Source organism: Archangium sp. (assembly GCF_045802675.1).
Taxonomy (GTDB): Bacteria; Myxococcota; Myxococcia; order Myxococcales; family Myxococcaceae; genus Archangium.
In genome coordinates, this window is the sequence record NZ_JBJMQO010000052.1 from 44,019 (window position 1) to 58,344 (window position 14,326).

12 protein-coding genes are annotated in these 14,326 nt (G+C 69.1%); 2 read left to right on the plus strand and 10 right to left on the minus strand.

Annotation, left to right across the window (positions count from 1 at the left end):
* Positions 1 to 83: 83 nt before the first annotated feature.
* Both ACJ8AN_RS15645 and ACJ8AN_RS15650 read left to right on the plus strand, forming a co-directional pair.
* Positions 84 to 944, plus strand: coding sequence for a fatty acid desaturase family protein (locus tag ACJ8AN_RS15645; protein WP_407756153.1), 861 nt, complete (start codon positions 84 to 86; stop codon positions 942 to 944).
* 163 nt (positions 945 to 1,107) lie between these two features.
* Positions 1,108 to 2,421, plus strand: a complete 1,314-nt coding sequence (locus ACJ8AN_RS15650; RefSeq protein ID WP_407756154.1) for a PPC domain-containing protein — start codon at positions 1,108 to 1,110, stop codon at positions 2,419 to 2,421.
* Between the two features lie 60 nt (positions 2,422 to 2,481).
* On the opposite strand, the gene ACJ8AN_RS15655 is transcribed toward ACJ8AN_RS15650, so the two are convergent.
* The 10 genes from ACJ8AN_RS15655 to ACJ8AN_RS15700 all read right to left on the minus strand — a co-directional run bounded on the left by ACJ8AN_RS15655 (position 2,482) and on the right by ACJ8AN_RS15700 (position 14,317).
* Complete coding sequence (locus ACJ8AN_RS15655; protein ID WP_407756155.1) at positions 2,482 to 5,220, minus strand: glycoside hydrolase family 44 protein; 2,739 nt, start codon at positions 5,218 to 5,220, stop codon at positions 2,482 to 2,484.
* A complete protein-coding gene (gene epsD / locus ACJ8AN_RS15660; protein WP_407756156.1) occupies positions 5,220 to 6,824 on the minus strand; it encodes an exopolysaccharide biosynthesis glycosyltransferase EpsD in 1,605 nt (534 codons plus the stop codon). Before epsD ends, ACJ8AN_RS15655 begins: the two co-directional genes overlap by 1 nt.
* Complete coding sequence (locus ACJ8AN_RS15665; protein ID WP_407756157.1) at positions 6,821 to 7,492, minus strand: hypothetical protein; 672 nt, start codon at positions 7,490 to 7,492, stop codon at positions 6,821 to 6,823. The genes epsD and ACJ8AN_RS15665 overlap by 4 nt, the downstream gene beginning before the upstream one ends.
* A 95-nt stretch (positions 7,493 to 7,587) precedes the next feature.
* Positions 7,588 to 9,114, minus strand: coding sequence for an exopolysaccharide repeat unit polymerase (gene wzy, locus ACJ8AN_RS15670; RefSeq protein WP_407756158.1), 1,527 nt, complete (start codon positions 9,112 to 9,114; stop codon positions 7,588 to 7,590).
* A gap of 38 nt (positions 9,115 to 9,152) precedes the next feature.
* Positions 9,153 to 10,346, minus strand: a complete 1,194-nt coding sequence (epsU, locus tag ACJ8AN_RS15675) for an exopolysaccharide biosynthesis GT2 family glycosyltransferase EpsU (protein ID WP_407756159.1) — start codon at positions 10,344 to 10,346, stop codon at positions 9,153 to 9,155.
* 13 nt (positions 10,347 to 10,359) lie between these two features.
* On the minus strand, positions 10,360 to 11,868 hold the full coding sequence (locus ACJ8AN_RS15680; RefSeq protein ID WP_407756160.1) for a GumC family protein: 1,509 nt from the start codon (positions 11,866 to 11,868) through the stop codon (positions 10,360 to 10,362).
* 6 nt (positions 11,869 to 11,874) lie between these two features.
* On the minus strand, positions 11,875 to 12,273 hold the full coding sequence (locus tag ACJ8AN_RS15685; protein WP_407756161.1) for a PleD family two-component system response regulator: 399 nt from the start codon (positions 12,271 to 12,273) through the stop codon (positions 11,875 to 11,877).
* Between the two features lie 21 nt (positions 12,274 to 12,294).
* Positions 12,295 to 12,468 (minus strand): hypothetical protein, encoded by a 174-nt coding sequence (locus ACJ8AN_RS15690; protein ID WP_407756162.1) that lies wholly within the window; start codon positions 12,466 to 12,468, stop codon positions 12,295 to 12,297.
* 12 nt (positions 12,469 to 12,480) lie between these two features.
* Positions 12,481 to 13,698 (minus strand): hypothetical protein, encoded by a 1,218-nt coding sequence (locus ACJ8AN_RS15695; RefSeq protein ID WP_407756163.1) that lies wholly within the window; start codon positions 13,696 to 13,698, stop codon positions 12,481 to 12,483.
* A gap of 4 nt (positions 13,699 to 13,702) precedes the next feature.
* Positions 13,703 to 14,317, minus strand: a complete 615-nt coding sequence (locus ACJ8AN_RS15700) for a polysaccharide biosynthesis/export family protein (protein WP_407756164.1) — start codon at positions 14,315 to 14,317, stop codon at positions 13,703 to 13,705.
* Between the last annotated feature and the right edge of the window lie 9 nt (positions 14,318 to 14,326).

The window sequence follows — 14,326 nt, forward strand, 5'->3', positions numbered from 1 at the left end:
CCTGTATACTGGGGCACATTCATCCCGAGAGCGGTGGGGCTTCCTTCCAGGGGAGTCCCGCCCGTTTTCCCAGTGAAAGACTCATGACCCTGTTCCGTCATCCCGAGGATCGCATCCCCGTCCTGCTGTTCACGTGCGTGTTCGCGCTCGACCTCACGGTGTACTTCACGGCGCACAGCTGGTGGCTGCCCATCCTGTGGTTCGGGATTGGCATCATCCCCAAGGGGTGGATCAGCGCGTGGAACCACCACCACCAGCACGTGACGATGTTCCGTTACGCCCTGCCCAACCGGCTGCTGGAAATCGTCTTCGGCTTCCAGACGGGGGTGACGTCGCACGCGTGGTTCCTGCACCACGTGGTGGGCCACCACCGCAACTACCTGGACCAGGAGAAGGACGAGTCGACCTGGAAGCGTGCGGACGGCTCGACGATGGGCGAGATGGAGTACGCGCTGAGCACGGCGCTGACGGCCTATCCGCGGGCCTTCAAGGTGGGGCGCAAGTACCCCGAGGCGCTGCGCGTCTTCCTGGCCATGGGCGCGCTGCATGTCGTGCTGCTCGGGCTGCTCTTCTGGCACAACGGGTTCAACGCGCTCTTCGTCTTCCTGCTGCCCATGGCCGTGTCGCTCTACGTGACGGCGTGGGCCACGTACTTCCACCACGTGGGGCTCGAGACGAAGGAGCACGCGGAGGCGTCGTACAACATCGTGCACCGCGGCTATAACCTGCTGACGGGCAACCTGGGCTACCACACGGCGCACCACACCAAGCACGGGCTGCACTGGTCGAAGCTGCCCGAGCTGCACGCGCAGATGGCCCGCGACATCCCCGCCACGCTCTACCGCCAGCCGGGCATTCCCTTCGTATGGAGCGGCTCCGAGGCGAAGCTGGAGCTGAGCACCGAGCAGGTGGAGTCGCTCGCCGCTCCCCGCGCGGAGGCCTGACGCTCTCTCCCCGGGGGGCGCGCGGCGCGGGGGGCGCCGCCTCGGAAATCGTACGCCGAGTAAAGGTGGTGCTATTGTAAAAATCCGACCAAACGGCATAATCCGGCGCGGAGACATTGTCTCGCGAACGGTAGGCCGCCTCGAAGCACCCAGGGGAACGTGTATGCGCGGGTGGATGCAGGTAGGGTTGATGGTCTTCGTGGCGGTGATGCCCACGGTGGCCGGGGCGCAGTTCCAGCGCTGTCAGAACGACGCGTTGCCCGCGGACCTGGCCGCGCAGCGACTGGAGTGGATGCGCCGGTGCGCGCTCCAGGAGAACGTCCGCACTCCGGGTACGGGCTACGGCGCCGGGGTGACGTCCTCCAACGGCGCGGGCGAGCTGGTCGAGTACGCCGAATCGGACTCGTCCAACTTCTGGGGGCTGAACAGCTACACGGGCACCTCCGATGGCTTCGAGGTGAACACCGCCTACATCGGCAAGCTGTACTCCTCGGGGGCGACGTCCCAGACGTTCGACGCGAGCGGCTTCGCCCTGTGGTCGCGGTCCGCCTCCGTGAAGAAGCCCCGCCCGCAGTACCCCATCTACGGCAACGGCCTCGACATCAACACCTCCACGCAGCTCTACCCCCACCCCACGCTGGCGGACTGCAAGCTCTACCCGAACAAGACGGGGACGTCGGCCGTCACGTCCTTCTACATGAATGCCTTTTGCGACTCGGCGCCCGTCACCGCCCTGGCCAGTGGCGCGGCGCAGAGCGCCTTGTCCGACGCCCAGGGCGCCACCCGGTACTACTCGCTCAGCGTGCCCGCGGGCGCCGGCCGGCTCTCCTTCGAGGTGTCGGGGGGCTCGGGCGACGTGGACCTCTACGTGAAGTTCGGCGGGAGCCCCACGCTCACCGGCTACGACTGCCGGCCCCTGCTGACGGGCAACACCGAGTCCTGTGTCTTCGACAACCCTGGCGCGGGTACGTGGTACGTCATGCTCCACGCCAAGGCCGCGTACAGCGGGGTGACGTTCCTGGGCCAGTATCCGCTCATCAACGTGGACACCGCGGGCTGCAACACCAACGTGGCCATCAACAACGCCATCGCCCAGAGCTTCCGGGTCTCCGCCGCCAGGACGCTCGACAGGTTCGAGGTCTGGATCAAACCCGAGCTGTACTACACGACGTCGTACGCGGTGGAGCTGTACGACGGCGAGGGGACCTCCGGGACGAAGCTGGCCACCTCGGGCTCCCTCACCCTGGGCTCGCAGACGGGAGGCGTGCCCTCCACGTGGTATGCCTTCTCCTTCCGGGGGCAGGGCATCGTGTTGCAGCCCGACCGCGCCTACACCCTCAAGCTGGTCCGGCTCTCCATGTACTCCGGTGCCTTCTCCGAGTGCGGCAACGTCTACTCCGGTGGCATCCAGTACTGGCTCGGCTACAGCGCTGACTCCTATTACGACGTGGCCTTCCGGCTCTACACCACGTCCTGAGCCCCGGGGAAACACCCCGCGCCGGGGCCTGACGGGCGGTGCCGTGGGGACGGGCGCTCGCTAGCGGGCGAGCGTCACGTCCAGCACGGTGATGGACCAGGGCGGCAGCATCACCTGCAGGGAGCCGCCGGACTGGAGGAAGGACTTGCGCTCGGTGAAGCCCGAGGGCTCGCCCGCGTAGCCGAGCACCCGCGCCTGGGCGAGGTTGCCGCAGCCGCGCAGCTCCACCTGGGCGTTGCGCGCGGCATCCGGCTCCAGGTTGAGCGCCACGGCCACCACGTGCTTGCCGTCGCCGCTGCGCGAGGCGAACAGCGACATGCCCTGGGTGTCCGACTCCTTCTCGAACTTCGCGGGCACGAAGGTGTCCTGGAAGCGCCCGCCCTTGCCATCGAAGTTGCGGAAGGCGCGGAAGGCCCAGAACGTGGGGCTGCGGTAGGGCGGGTAGGTGAAGTGGAAGGCCGAGGTGAGGTTCTGCTCGGCGAAGCGCCCGAGCGCCTCGGCCTGCGCGAGCCCGCCGCTCATGTGCCCGGTGGCGCCGAAGTTGTACTCGCCGATGGACAGGCCCCGGCCCGGGTAGCTCTCGGCAATCCAGCGCTTGATGCGCGGAATGAGCTCCACCTTGTCGTCGATCCAGGACTCGTCCTTGTACTTGGGGTCCCAGAGCGCGCGGGTGGAGCGGATGCGGCGGGCGGAGGTGTCCGGGTCGGTGGCGCCGCGCTCCTCGAAGCCGATGCCGTCACCCTGCGGGTAGAAGTGGACGTCCACCACGTCGAGGATGCGGGTGCCCGTCTGCTGCTCGTACTCGTTGAGCTTCTTGAGGTACCAGGGCAGCAGCGGCACGTTGCCGTGCGCCTTGCGGTCCTTCTTGTTGCCGCCCGGGGCCACGTCCGCCGCCGAGTTGAAGTAGTTCGTCCAGCCCCACTCGGCCGGGCCGGCGATGACGGCGTCCGGGTCCGCCTGGCGCACGGCGGTGCCGTAGGCGAGGGTGCGCTCGAGCAGCTCGTCGTAGGTGGCGGGCTCCGGGTGCACGTCCCGATGCGTGGTGTTCCAGAGCATCGGCTCGTTGTCGAGGATGTACATCTGCACGCTGCGCCCGCGCGCCTTGTCCTTCTCGCGGATGGAGCGCACCCACTCGTGGATGAACGAGGGCGGTGCCTCGACGCTCGTCTGGGTGGGCAGGGGCGGGGTGAGGGCCTCGCCCGAGGAGGACAGGCCATTGCCGGCCTCCGTGACGTCCGGGTCCATCTTCTGCTGCGCGCCGAAGAGGGCCTTGGGGAAGCTCACGGACGTGGAGTCCTTGGCCACCCAGCCCAGCATGGGGACGGTGAGCGCGGACTGGAGCCCGTGCTGCTGGTTGCTCTGGAGGAAGGTGTCGGAGGTGTACTGGGGGCTGGTGCCGAGGACGATGTTGCGGAAGAAGTAGTCGTTGGCCGTATTCCAGACGTTGCCCAGCTTCCAGTTGTAGCGGGACGAGGGATTGCCGCCCCAGCGGCGCGCGGTGGCGCCGAGCTCCCACTGGTGGGTGTCCTTGAGCTCGCGCAGGTTGTTGAAGGCGATGCCGTAGATGAGCGGGCTGATGGGGTGGCCGGGCGCGGTGCAGTCCACCACCACCTTCGCGGCCCTGGCGTCACCGAAGGCCACGCGCCCACCGCCCACCGCGGCCGCGTCCTGGGGCGTCTGCTGCGGCGCCATCGCCGCCGGGGTGACGAGCCGGGCGAGCCCCACCTGGTTGAGCTCCACCGTGTCGTCGCCCACCTTCTTGTAGGCGCGCATCACCAGTTGCGTGAAGGGGTGCTTCTCCGGGTTGAGCTCGTCCATGGGGACGAACACCTGCGTCCAGCCGCCCTCGCGCGCGGTGACGTACGCGTCCGACAGCTTCACGCGCGGGAAGAGCGTCTCGCCCTCGGAGTCCAGGCGCACCTCGAGGAAGTCCCCGAAGCCGGAGGGCGCGCGGTAGCGCAGCGTGAGGCCGCCGTAGTCTCCCCGCAGGCCCTTCTTGTGGAGAATCCACCCGCCGAGGTTGGCCAGGTGCAGCTTCGCGGGCGTGGGGCCCTTGAGCTCGCGCATGGACCAGCCATGGTCCTCCCAGCCCGCCTGCAGGCCGTTGTCATAGGCGAGCTCCACGGGCTCCACGAGCGCCTTGGGGGCCTCGCCCGGCTGCGTCTGCTGCTGCGCGAAGGCGGTGCCCTCGGCGGGCGTCATGCCACCGGGCGCGGTGAGGCCCACCTGGTCCAGCTCCACCCAGTCGTTGCCCACCTTCTTGTGGGCGCGGATGACGATGCGGGTGAAGGGCACCTTCTCCGGGTCGAGCTGCTCGAAGGGGACGAAGAGCTGCACCCAGTCGCCCTCGCGGCGCGCCACGTGGCTGCCGTCCACGCGCACGCGGGGGAAGAGCGTCTCGCCCTCGGAGTCCAGCCGCACCTCGAGGAAGTCGCCGTAGTCCGAGGGCGCCTTGTAGCGCAGCGCGAGCCCGCCGAACTCACCCTGGAGGCCCTGCTTGCGCAGGTTCCAACCGCCGAGGTTGGCCAGGCGCAGCTTCGCGGGGCCGGGGTTCTTCAGGTCGCGCTCGGCCCAGCCCTCGTCCTTCCACCCCGCCTGGAGGCCACCGGCCCAGGCCGCCTCGGTGAGCGGGGGGAGGTTGTAGACGCCCGAGGGCGAGCCCTGCGAAGCGGTGGCCGCCTGCGAGGTGTTCTGCCGGCACGCGTCCAGCACGGGCGCGCACAGGCACACGCCAGCCAGCAGGGCCGCGGGGGCCCGCTTACCGTACCTGGGTGCGGCGCTCCGGCGGGACCCGCGCATCACTCGCCGTCCACGTCCTTCTTGCGAGGCGTGATGCGCGCGGGGATGCCCACGGCCACGCTGTCCGGAGGCACGTCCTGGAGCACCACCGCGTTGGCGCCGATGCGCGAGCGCGCGCCGATGGTGATGGGGCCGAGGATGCGCGCGCCGGCGCCCACCCACACGTCCTCCTCGATGACGGGGTAGCCGTCGTCCTTGGCGGTGCCCACGGTGTTGTTGCCGTAGAAGCGCACGCGGTCACCCACCTTCGCGTCGCCGCCCACCACGGTGCCCAGGCTGTGGACGAAGTACACGCCGCTGCCCAGCTCCACGTCCTTGCCAATCTCCACGCCGAGCACCGCCGTCTGGGCCACGCGCAGCGCGTGGTTGCCCAGCGGAATGCCCAGCCCGAGCGCCGCCTCGCGCAGCCGCTGCAGCGCCAGCACCCGGAAGCCGTCCGAGGTGAGCACCATGGAGGCCACGGCCTTCACGCCGGGCTTGCCGTGCTCGGAGCGCGCCACCTCGAGCGCGTCCTGCTTGAGCGCCTTCGCCAGCTTCAGCACCTGGCCGGGCCGGCCGCCGCTGAGGGCGTAGCGCGCCACGTGCCGCGCCGCCTTGCCGAGCGAGCCCGCCTCGGTGCGCGCCCCGCGCAGGTACTCCATGGCGTACGTCACCGAGGTGCCCATGAAGGCGGCCTTCCGCAGGCCCGCCTTGTCCGCCAGCCGCGCCGCGCTCATGACGGCTTCCGTCACCGGGCGCGTGGCCTCGGGCGCCACCACCGCCGCGGCGAGCAGCGGCCGGGCCAGCGGGTTCATCTCGAAGAGGAAGCGCCAGGGGTCCACCTGCGGCACATCCGGGTGCTTGCCCGCCACGCGCGAGTCGAAGATGCCGTAGCGGTGCGCCCGCTTCAGCCACTTCTCGAAGCTGGTGTGGTCCGAGCCGTGGAGCACGTACGCCTCGGTGCAGAACTCGAAGCGGCAGCCGGCCTTCTCCAGGCGCACGCCCAGCTCAATGTCCTCGGACTGGCCGAGGCTCTTGTCGAAGCCGCCGGCGGACACATAGTCCTCGCGCCGGAAGGAGACGTTGCCGGTGAAGAGCTGCCAGCCGCGGGCGCGCCGCTTGGGGCCGCTCATGCTCGCGGCGATGCGGTTGTTGAGCCACGCGTACCACCGCTCGAAGAGCGGCATGTCGGAGATGGCGGGGTCGGGGCGGATGCCGCCGATGACGACGTTGCGCGAGCCCACGGGGTGGCGCGCCATGTGCCGGGCGAGGAAGTCGTCCGCCACCTGCATGTCGTCGTCGGTGATGAGCACCACGCCGCCGCGCGCCGCGAGCACCCCGCGGTGACGGGCCGCCGCCGCACCGGCGTTGGCCTGCGTCTCCACGCGCAGGGTGAAGGGCAGCGAGAGCTTCTCCAGGTGGGGCGCCACCGGCTCGCGCGAGCCGTCATCCACCACCACCACCTCGAAGTCCGAGGGGCTCAGCGTCTGCCGGGCGAACTGCGCGAGCAGGCGCTGGATGAGGTCCGTGCGGTTGTACGTGGCAACGACGACGCTCAGCCTCGGGCGCATGGCCGCGGGCCGGGGAGGAACAACGGCGCCAGAGGCGCCGGGGGCTGCGCTCATTTCTTCGGAGCTCCGGACGAGGGCTGAAGGGTGACGCTCCCGAGGAAGCGCTCCTTCCCAATCAGCTCCAGCGTACGACGCGCCGAGGTGTAATCCGAAGCACCGAGTGACACGGTGAGCAGCGCCCGCTCGGCCGCCAGCGCCACTTCCAGGCCCACGGGGTTGGCGACGACGGAGTCGATGAGGACCACCACCCGGTCCCCCTGCTCCACGTACGCCAGCATCTCGGCCACCACGTGCTGCGCCGCGCCCAGCTCCAGGCCCTCGGCGTCCAGGAAGTGCACCGGCGTGCTGCCCTGCTTGCTGGCCACCTCGAGAATCGACTGCGCCGTCTGCAGGCCCGAGCCCCCCTCGTGCGAGGGCACCACCACCAGCGACGACCAACGGCCGCGCTGGTTGAGCATCGCCCACAGGTGCAACAGCGAGCTGGGAAGGGCGGTGCTGGCGGGTTTCTGCTGGGGCTTCTGCTGCTCGACGACGGCCGGCGCCGCGCTCTCTCCCGTGGGAGGAGGCGGGGGCGGCTGAGACGGAGGGGCGGGCTGGGCTCGGTTGCCCCTCACCACGGACAGCGGCTGCACCACGCGCCGTTGATCCGGTGGGTTGGGACCCCCGTTCCGAGAGCCACCCTTCGTCTTCTTGTCGTGAGGCTCGAACATGGACAGGCCCATGTTACCGCGTCCCCGGGCGTTTGACACCTCCGAAGCGACCGGATTCCGGGCCGGAGTGTCGTATTTTCGTGGCCTCTTCGGTTTGCGGTGCGCTATCATACCAGATTTCCTACCGGGCTACCCGACTTCTCAGGTTCCAAGACCGTGTTTCGCGCGGGCTGGGTATTGGGCCAGGCCTGGGTGGCCATCGCGAGCTGGCTGGCACAGGCGAGTGCCATGGCCGCCATGATGGAGTTCATCCAGCTGATGCTCCCCATGTCGCCAAAGCACTGGTTGACATATGCCACAAACACCGACAGCGCCACCAATCCGCCCGCGCGGTGTTGCGGCGCATGGGCGCGGTGGTAGGCGCGCACGGCCAGGAAGACGCCGACGGGTAACCACATCCACAGCCCGGAGAAGCCCACCACGCCGCCGAAGGCGAACAGCCCAATCACCGAGTTGTGCGGGTGGTACAGGTAGTCGGCGAAGGCGTGGGAGATGTCGGGGAGTTTGATGACCTCGTCGAAGGTGTGCCCCCAGCCGCTGCCGAGAATGGGGTTGCGGTTCCAGGTGTGGACGTCGTTGAAGTTCTCCATGTCGCGGTAGTCCATCTGCCCCTTGGCGAGGTTCTCGCCCTCCAGCATGGACTTGAAGATGCCCACCGGCGCGAAGATGCCCGTGGGGCTCTGCCAGCCCACCGCGAGGTAGAAGGGGAAGATGGGCGCGAGCACCAGCGCGATGCGGGTGATTTTGCGCTTCATCCCGCTCCACGGGCTGACGATGAAGCAGGCGATGAGGCCGAGCTGGAGGCTGGCGTAGGCCAGGCGCCGGTCGTTGTAGTGCATGCCCATGAAGATGAAGGCGGACACCCAGACCATGCGCCAGAAGTGCTTGCGGGTGGGCTGCTCCATCCAGGACCAGATGACGCACGCCAGGCCCGTCACGTACTGCACCGAGTCCGAGTGCGTGGTGGCGTACTCGAAATACCAGCCGCCGGGCCGGGCCAGCAGCACGACGAACCAGGCGCTCAGCACCGCCTTGATGCAGCAGCCCACGACGATGATGCGCCCGAGGATGCGGTAGTCGTCGGGCCCGCGCATCGCGGCGTTGAAGAGCAGCACCATGAACACCAGCGACACCATCTGGTGCCACTGCCACGGGGCAACGCGCGACTCGCCGCCGTTGACGTAGATGCCCCACACCTGCATCCAGGCCACGGTGGCCAGCAGCACCACCAGGGCGGCGCGCACCGGGCTGGGCAGGGGCGTGGGCTCGGGGTCTATCTTGATGCCCATGGCGCGCCGGTAGGTCATCAGCACCAGCAGCCCGATGACCGCCACGTCCAGCAGCGGCAGCTTGAAACCGGGCACGGTGTAGAGCAGCTTGCCGGGGAAATAGAGCGGCGAGTGCCAGTGGCCCTCGTAGGGGACCTCGGGGACGACGTCCACCGTGACGGCCAGGGCGAACACCGCGAACGTCAGCGTGCGCAGCGGCTGGTGGCACACCCACCAGAGGAAGGCGGCGCCCCCCACCGGCAGGAGGGCGAGGGCGGGGGCGGCGACGATGAGCCCCACCGTGGCCAGCACCAGCACGGCCAGCAGCGCGAGGAACACGTAGGGTCGCGAGAGGAACTCTTGCATCGTCGTTGAGAGCGGGTTCCCCCTCCCGCGGGTTCACATCAGGGCTTCGGGGTCTCGCGCGCGGTGCGCACCCACTCGCCCTTCTTCTCCTCGGGGCGGCTCATCATGAGCCAGATCTTCCAGGCCACATAGAAAGGCGCCCAGGCGAGGGCCTTCAGCCCGCCCACGCCCATGCCGGACACCCACCAGCCGCGCAGCACGTAGAGGGTGATGGCCCCCACGCTCGCCGCCGCCGCGTACGCGGACAGCGCCAGGTGCCCCTGCCACAGCGACAGCGCGCCCGAGGCCACCGCCAACAGCCCCGCGCTCAGCACCACCCAGCTCATCGGCGGCACCAGCAGGTCCATGGCCAGGTCCACCAGCACCTTGTCGCCCTTGCGCAGGCCCTCGGTGAGCAGCGGCAGGCCGTAGGTGCGCATCATCGCCATGCGCCCGCCATCCCAGCGGCGGCGCTGCGAGCGCGCGGCCTTCTCGTTGGAAACCATCTCGCCCAGCACCTCGGCCTCCCACGCGTAGTGCACGCGGTGGCCGGCCTGTCCCAGGCGGATGCCGTACTCCAGGTCCTCCACGATGGAGAAGGCCTCGTGGGGCACCTGGCGGATGACGGCGTGGGTGAAGCACATGCCGTTGCCGCGCAGGCCGCACGAGACGCCCAGCCGCTCGCGGCCCATGGAGCGCACCTTGTGGAAGAGCGCCAGGAAGATGGTCATCAGCTCCGTGCGCCACGAGGCATGCGGGTTGAGCACGCCGTAGTGCGCCTGCACCGCCTGGGCGCCCGCCTCCAGCCGCAGCGCGTAGGCGTGCAGCAGGTTGGGCGTCACCTCGGTGTCCGCGTCCACCACCACCACCGCGTCGGCGAAGCCGTCCTTCAGGCTCTGCTCGAAGGCGAGCTGCAGGGCGTACCCCTTGCCGCGCAATTCCTGGTTGTGGCGCACCAGCACCGTGGCGCCGGCCTCGCGCGCCCGGTCCGCCGTGGCGTCCGCGCAGTTGTCCGCCACGACGATGATGCGCCGCTGCTCCACCGGCCAGTCCACGCGCGAGAGGTTGGCCACCGTGCGGGCGATGCCGGCCTCCTCGTTGTGGGCCGGGATGATGACGTCGAACTTGAGCCGCGGAGTCACCCGGGCCGGTGCCTCCTTCTCCCCGGACAGGAGCGTGAGCAGCAGGAGGTAGCCCGCGGCGGCGAGCACCGGGAGGGCCAGGAGGACGAGCAACGAGTCGAGCGGCATCATGGTGAAGCGGGGCTCACTGGGACTGGGTTTCCAACGGGGACGGCTGGGCTTCGAGCTCCGCCAGCACGGGCAGGCCCAGGCCACGCTGCACCTGCCAGGCCTGGAGGAAGCGGCCGCTGAGCACGTCGCGCGCCAGCGCCGCGAAGACACCGAGGATGAGGCCCGCCACGATGCCGCCGAGGGCGATCACCTTCGCGTTGGGCTTCACCGGGTTGCGGGGGAACTCGGCCGGGGTGAGCACGGCGTAGCGGTACTTGAAGGACGCCTCGACGATGTCGCGCTCCAGCTTCGCCGAGTCGATGCGCTTGCGCAGCTGCTGCATGATGATGGTGCGCGACTGGAGCTCGTCCAGCGCCACCACCGGCTTGGGGTTGTCGCGCACCGACGGCAGAATCCCCATCAGCACGCGCTCCAGGCCGTACGGGTCCGGCATCGGCTCGTCGGGGAAGGGCACCGCCTGGCCGCCGAAGCGCTCGTACTCGCGCGTCAGCTCCTTCTCCTCGCCCTGCAGCACCGTGGTCTGCGGCGAGGTCTGCGCGCGCAGGCCGGCCATCCGCTGCTGCAGCTCGACGATGGCCGGGTGGTTGTCCCCGTACAGCTTGCGCTGCGCCACCAGCTCCGCGTTGAGCTGCTCCAGGCGCCGGCTGTGCTGCTCCTCGGAGTCCGAGATGGCGCGCCGCTTGGCGCGGATGAGGAAGCGCAGCTCCGCCAGGTGCTGGTTCGTGTTGAAGCCGCCCACCCGCGGATCTCCAATCGCGCGCCGGCGCTCGATCATCAGCTGCTCGAAAATCTTCTCGAACTCCAGGTAGGCCTTCTTGTAGTTCTCGTTGGCCGTCTTCTCGTGCTCCTCGAGGATGCTGAGCGCGTCGGTGATGCTGGCCAGGTCCTCCTTCTGGCGCGCCTCGAGGAAGCCCTGCTGCGCGGCATCCACCAGCTCGTACGCCAGCTGCGGGTCCGGCCAGATGACGGAGAGGGACACCTTGCCGTCCTCGGTGCTCACCGACAGGGACTTCTCCAGCATGCCCACCATGGCATCCAGCTTGATGTCCTCGGTGGGGCGCCCGGAGATGAGGTGCATCACCGTGTCCTTGAGGCGCAGCAGCGGGGCGCGCGTGGCGTCCCAGCGGTCCAGCAGGTTCACCCGCTTGATGATGGCCACCAGGTTCTCGCGCCGCATCACCGCCTGGGCGGCCGAGCGCGTCACCGAGTCCACCTCGCCCGGCGGGCGCAGGGGGTTGGGTGGATCCGGGTCCAACGCGGGAATGCGGTCCGGGTTGACGAGCGCGGCGATGGTGGAGGCGCGCTTGGGCAGCAGCGATGCCTCGGCGTAGTAGCTGCGCGGCAGGAACTTGGCGAGCGCCAGCCCCAGCGCCGCCGTGACCACGAAGGTGGTGAGCGCCAGCAGCTTGTGGCGCAGGATGGCGTTCCTCAGGTAGCCGAAGTAGTCGCGCAGCGCTTCCCAGTCGAAGATGTTCGCCTGCGCCCGCTCCACCTCGGGCAGCTCCTCACGCGACGGTGCCATGAGCCGTTACGCCTCCTTCCGGGGACGCGCCGCCATCACCCGCTCCACCTGCTGCTGGAGCTCCTCGGGGGTGAAGGGCTTGATGAGGTAGCCGCTCGCGCCGGCCTCCTCGGCCTGCGCCCGGTCCATGGTCTGCGTGCGCGCCGAAATCATCAGCACCGGCACATGCTGCAGCTGCGGCGTGGCGCGGATGTGCTCGCACACCTCGTAGCCGGAGATGTCCGGCAGCGTCAGGTCCAGACACACCAGGTCCGGGCACTGCTCGCCCAGCAATTCCTTGGCGGCATTCCCGCTGAAGGCCTCCAGCACGCGCGTGAAGCCCAGCGTCTGCAGCATGTCGCTGAGCATCCTGCGGAACATGGGCGAGTCCTCGACGACGAGGACGGTTCCTTGCTGCTGCGGCATAGAGTCTCTCAGGCCTTTGTCTCAGTCTTCCAGCTGCGTCCAGATGACCAGGACGAGGAAGGCATAGAGGAAGTTGTACGCCACGAACATCGCCACCGCCCGTTTTACGCCTCGCACCGCGTTGCGTTCGCGCGCCGCCAGGCTGGGCAGGATGATGGTGGCGTACAGCACCGACATCAGGATGAACTTCTTCATGGCCTGGTGCGCCTAAAGCCTACCACGGTCATACCGGACCACCAATCCAACGCTCGTGTACCACTGGACGACTGGCTGGTTGGCGATGACCACGTGGTCCGTCCAGGTGTACTGCCCTTTTCCCTGCACGTAGAGGTAGCGGGAGAGCGGCAGTGGGTAGAGGGCCTCCACTTCCACCTTCGCCTCGGCGTCGTTGCGGTGGATGCCAGGGGTGAGCGGGTGGGCATAGCGCAGCTTTCCGATGACCTTGGCCTCGCGCCGGCCCTTCCACTCCAGGTCCAGGCCCACGTCGCCGCGAGGAATGAGTTGGCTGGTGAGGGGATCCATGTACGGCAGGTAGCGAGCGCGCACCTTGGCCTGCACGGGCCAGTGGTTGCCCAGGGGAACGGGGGTGCTGAGGAGGGTTTCGAACGTGGGCATCAGCAGCCCATATGGCAACCCATCGCGCGGGTACACCAGGCCCACCGCGGCACCGGGCTCGACGCTCAGGTTCACCAGCGGGGAGAACTGGTGCGTGAGGCCCGGGGCGAACTGGAGCATCGCGTCGCGGCTGCCGGTGGAGAAGGACACGTCCTTGCCGTACAGCGACAGCGTGAACAGGTCCCGGGCGGTGGCGTTGTAATAGGACTGCACGCGCAGCTCGGGGTAGCGCTGCTGCGGGTAGGCCGCGTTGCCCCGGTGCAGCGGCCGCACCGGCGGGTCCAACAGACCGTTGACAATCCAACCGAGCGTGCCGGCAATCGACAGGCGTTTGATGCCCAGCGACGTCCAGAAGCCGGCCGCCGTCTCGGTGTAGATGTAGGCGCTGCCGCTCTCGAAGAGGGAGCTGGCCGAGCCCACCTCGGGGAGGGTGACGGAGCCCGCGCCGCTGTAGTTCTCGAAGGGGAACTTGCCGTAGGTGGTGGTGTGGACGGCGATGAGCGTGAGGTCGCGGCGGATTTTGTAGTCGGCGCGGGTGTAGACGGACTGCAGCAGCTCGAGCGAGGGGGCGATGAACGCCTGGCGCAGGAGGAACTGCGGCTCGTAGACGAGCTTCACCTCGAGCAGGCTGGTGTAGAGGACGCTGTCCAGACGCGGGGCGAGCACCACGTCGTTGAGCACGGGGGCGTTGGCCCGCTCGGTGAGCAGCGGCGTGCGGACGACGGACTCGACGCGGGCCGAGGCCTTGTATTTGATGGCCGGTGCGGAGGCCACCAGCAGCCAGCCGAGGGCCAGTGCGGGCAGCGGCATGCGGCTACTCCACCACGACGACGTCGCCCGTCTTCAGGCGGAAGGTGGGCCCGCTGCCCTCGCTGCGGGTGAGCGCGGGCCAGGTGAAGCGGATGCGCACCGGGGTGGAGTAGCCGGGCTCCTTGCGCAGCACGTAGATGGCGTCGTCGCGCGCGTAGTCGGTGAAGCCGCCGGCCTCGGAGAGCGCCTGCAGGGGCCCGGAGCCCGCGTCGAGCAGCTTCTTGCCCGGGTTGCGCACCTCGCCGAGCACGGCGATCTTGATGGGCTGGGCCTCGTCCACCATGACGGTGACGACGGGGTTGGCCACCAGGTCCTTGAGTTTCACTTCCATGGCGTGGGCGAGCGCGGCGGGTGTCTGCCCCGCGGCGTCCACGTCGTTGAGCAGCGGCAGGCTGATGCGGCCGTCGTCGCGCACGCGGATGCGCGAGGAGATGTCGCGCTGGTTCCACACGTTGACGTTGAGCACGTCGCCCTTGCGGATGAGGTAGTTCTCGTCGCCCTGCCCCTGAACCTGGGGCTCGCGGTAGTCATCCACCCAGACGAAGCGGCCCGGCTGGTAGCAGGCGGACAGCAGCAGGAGGCAGGCCAGCAGCGGAGTACGCGGAGTGTGTCGGCTCATGGCGGAGGG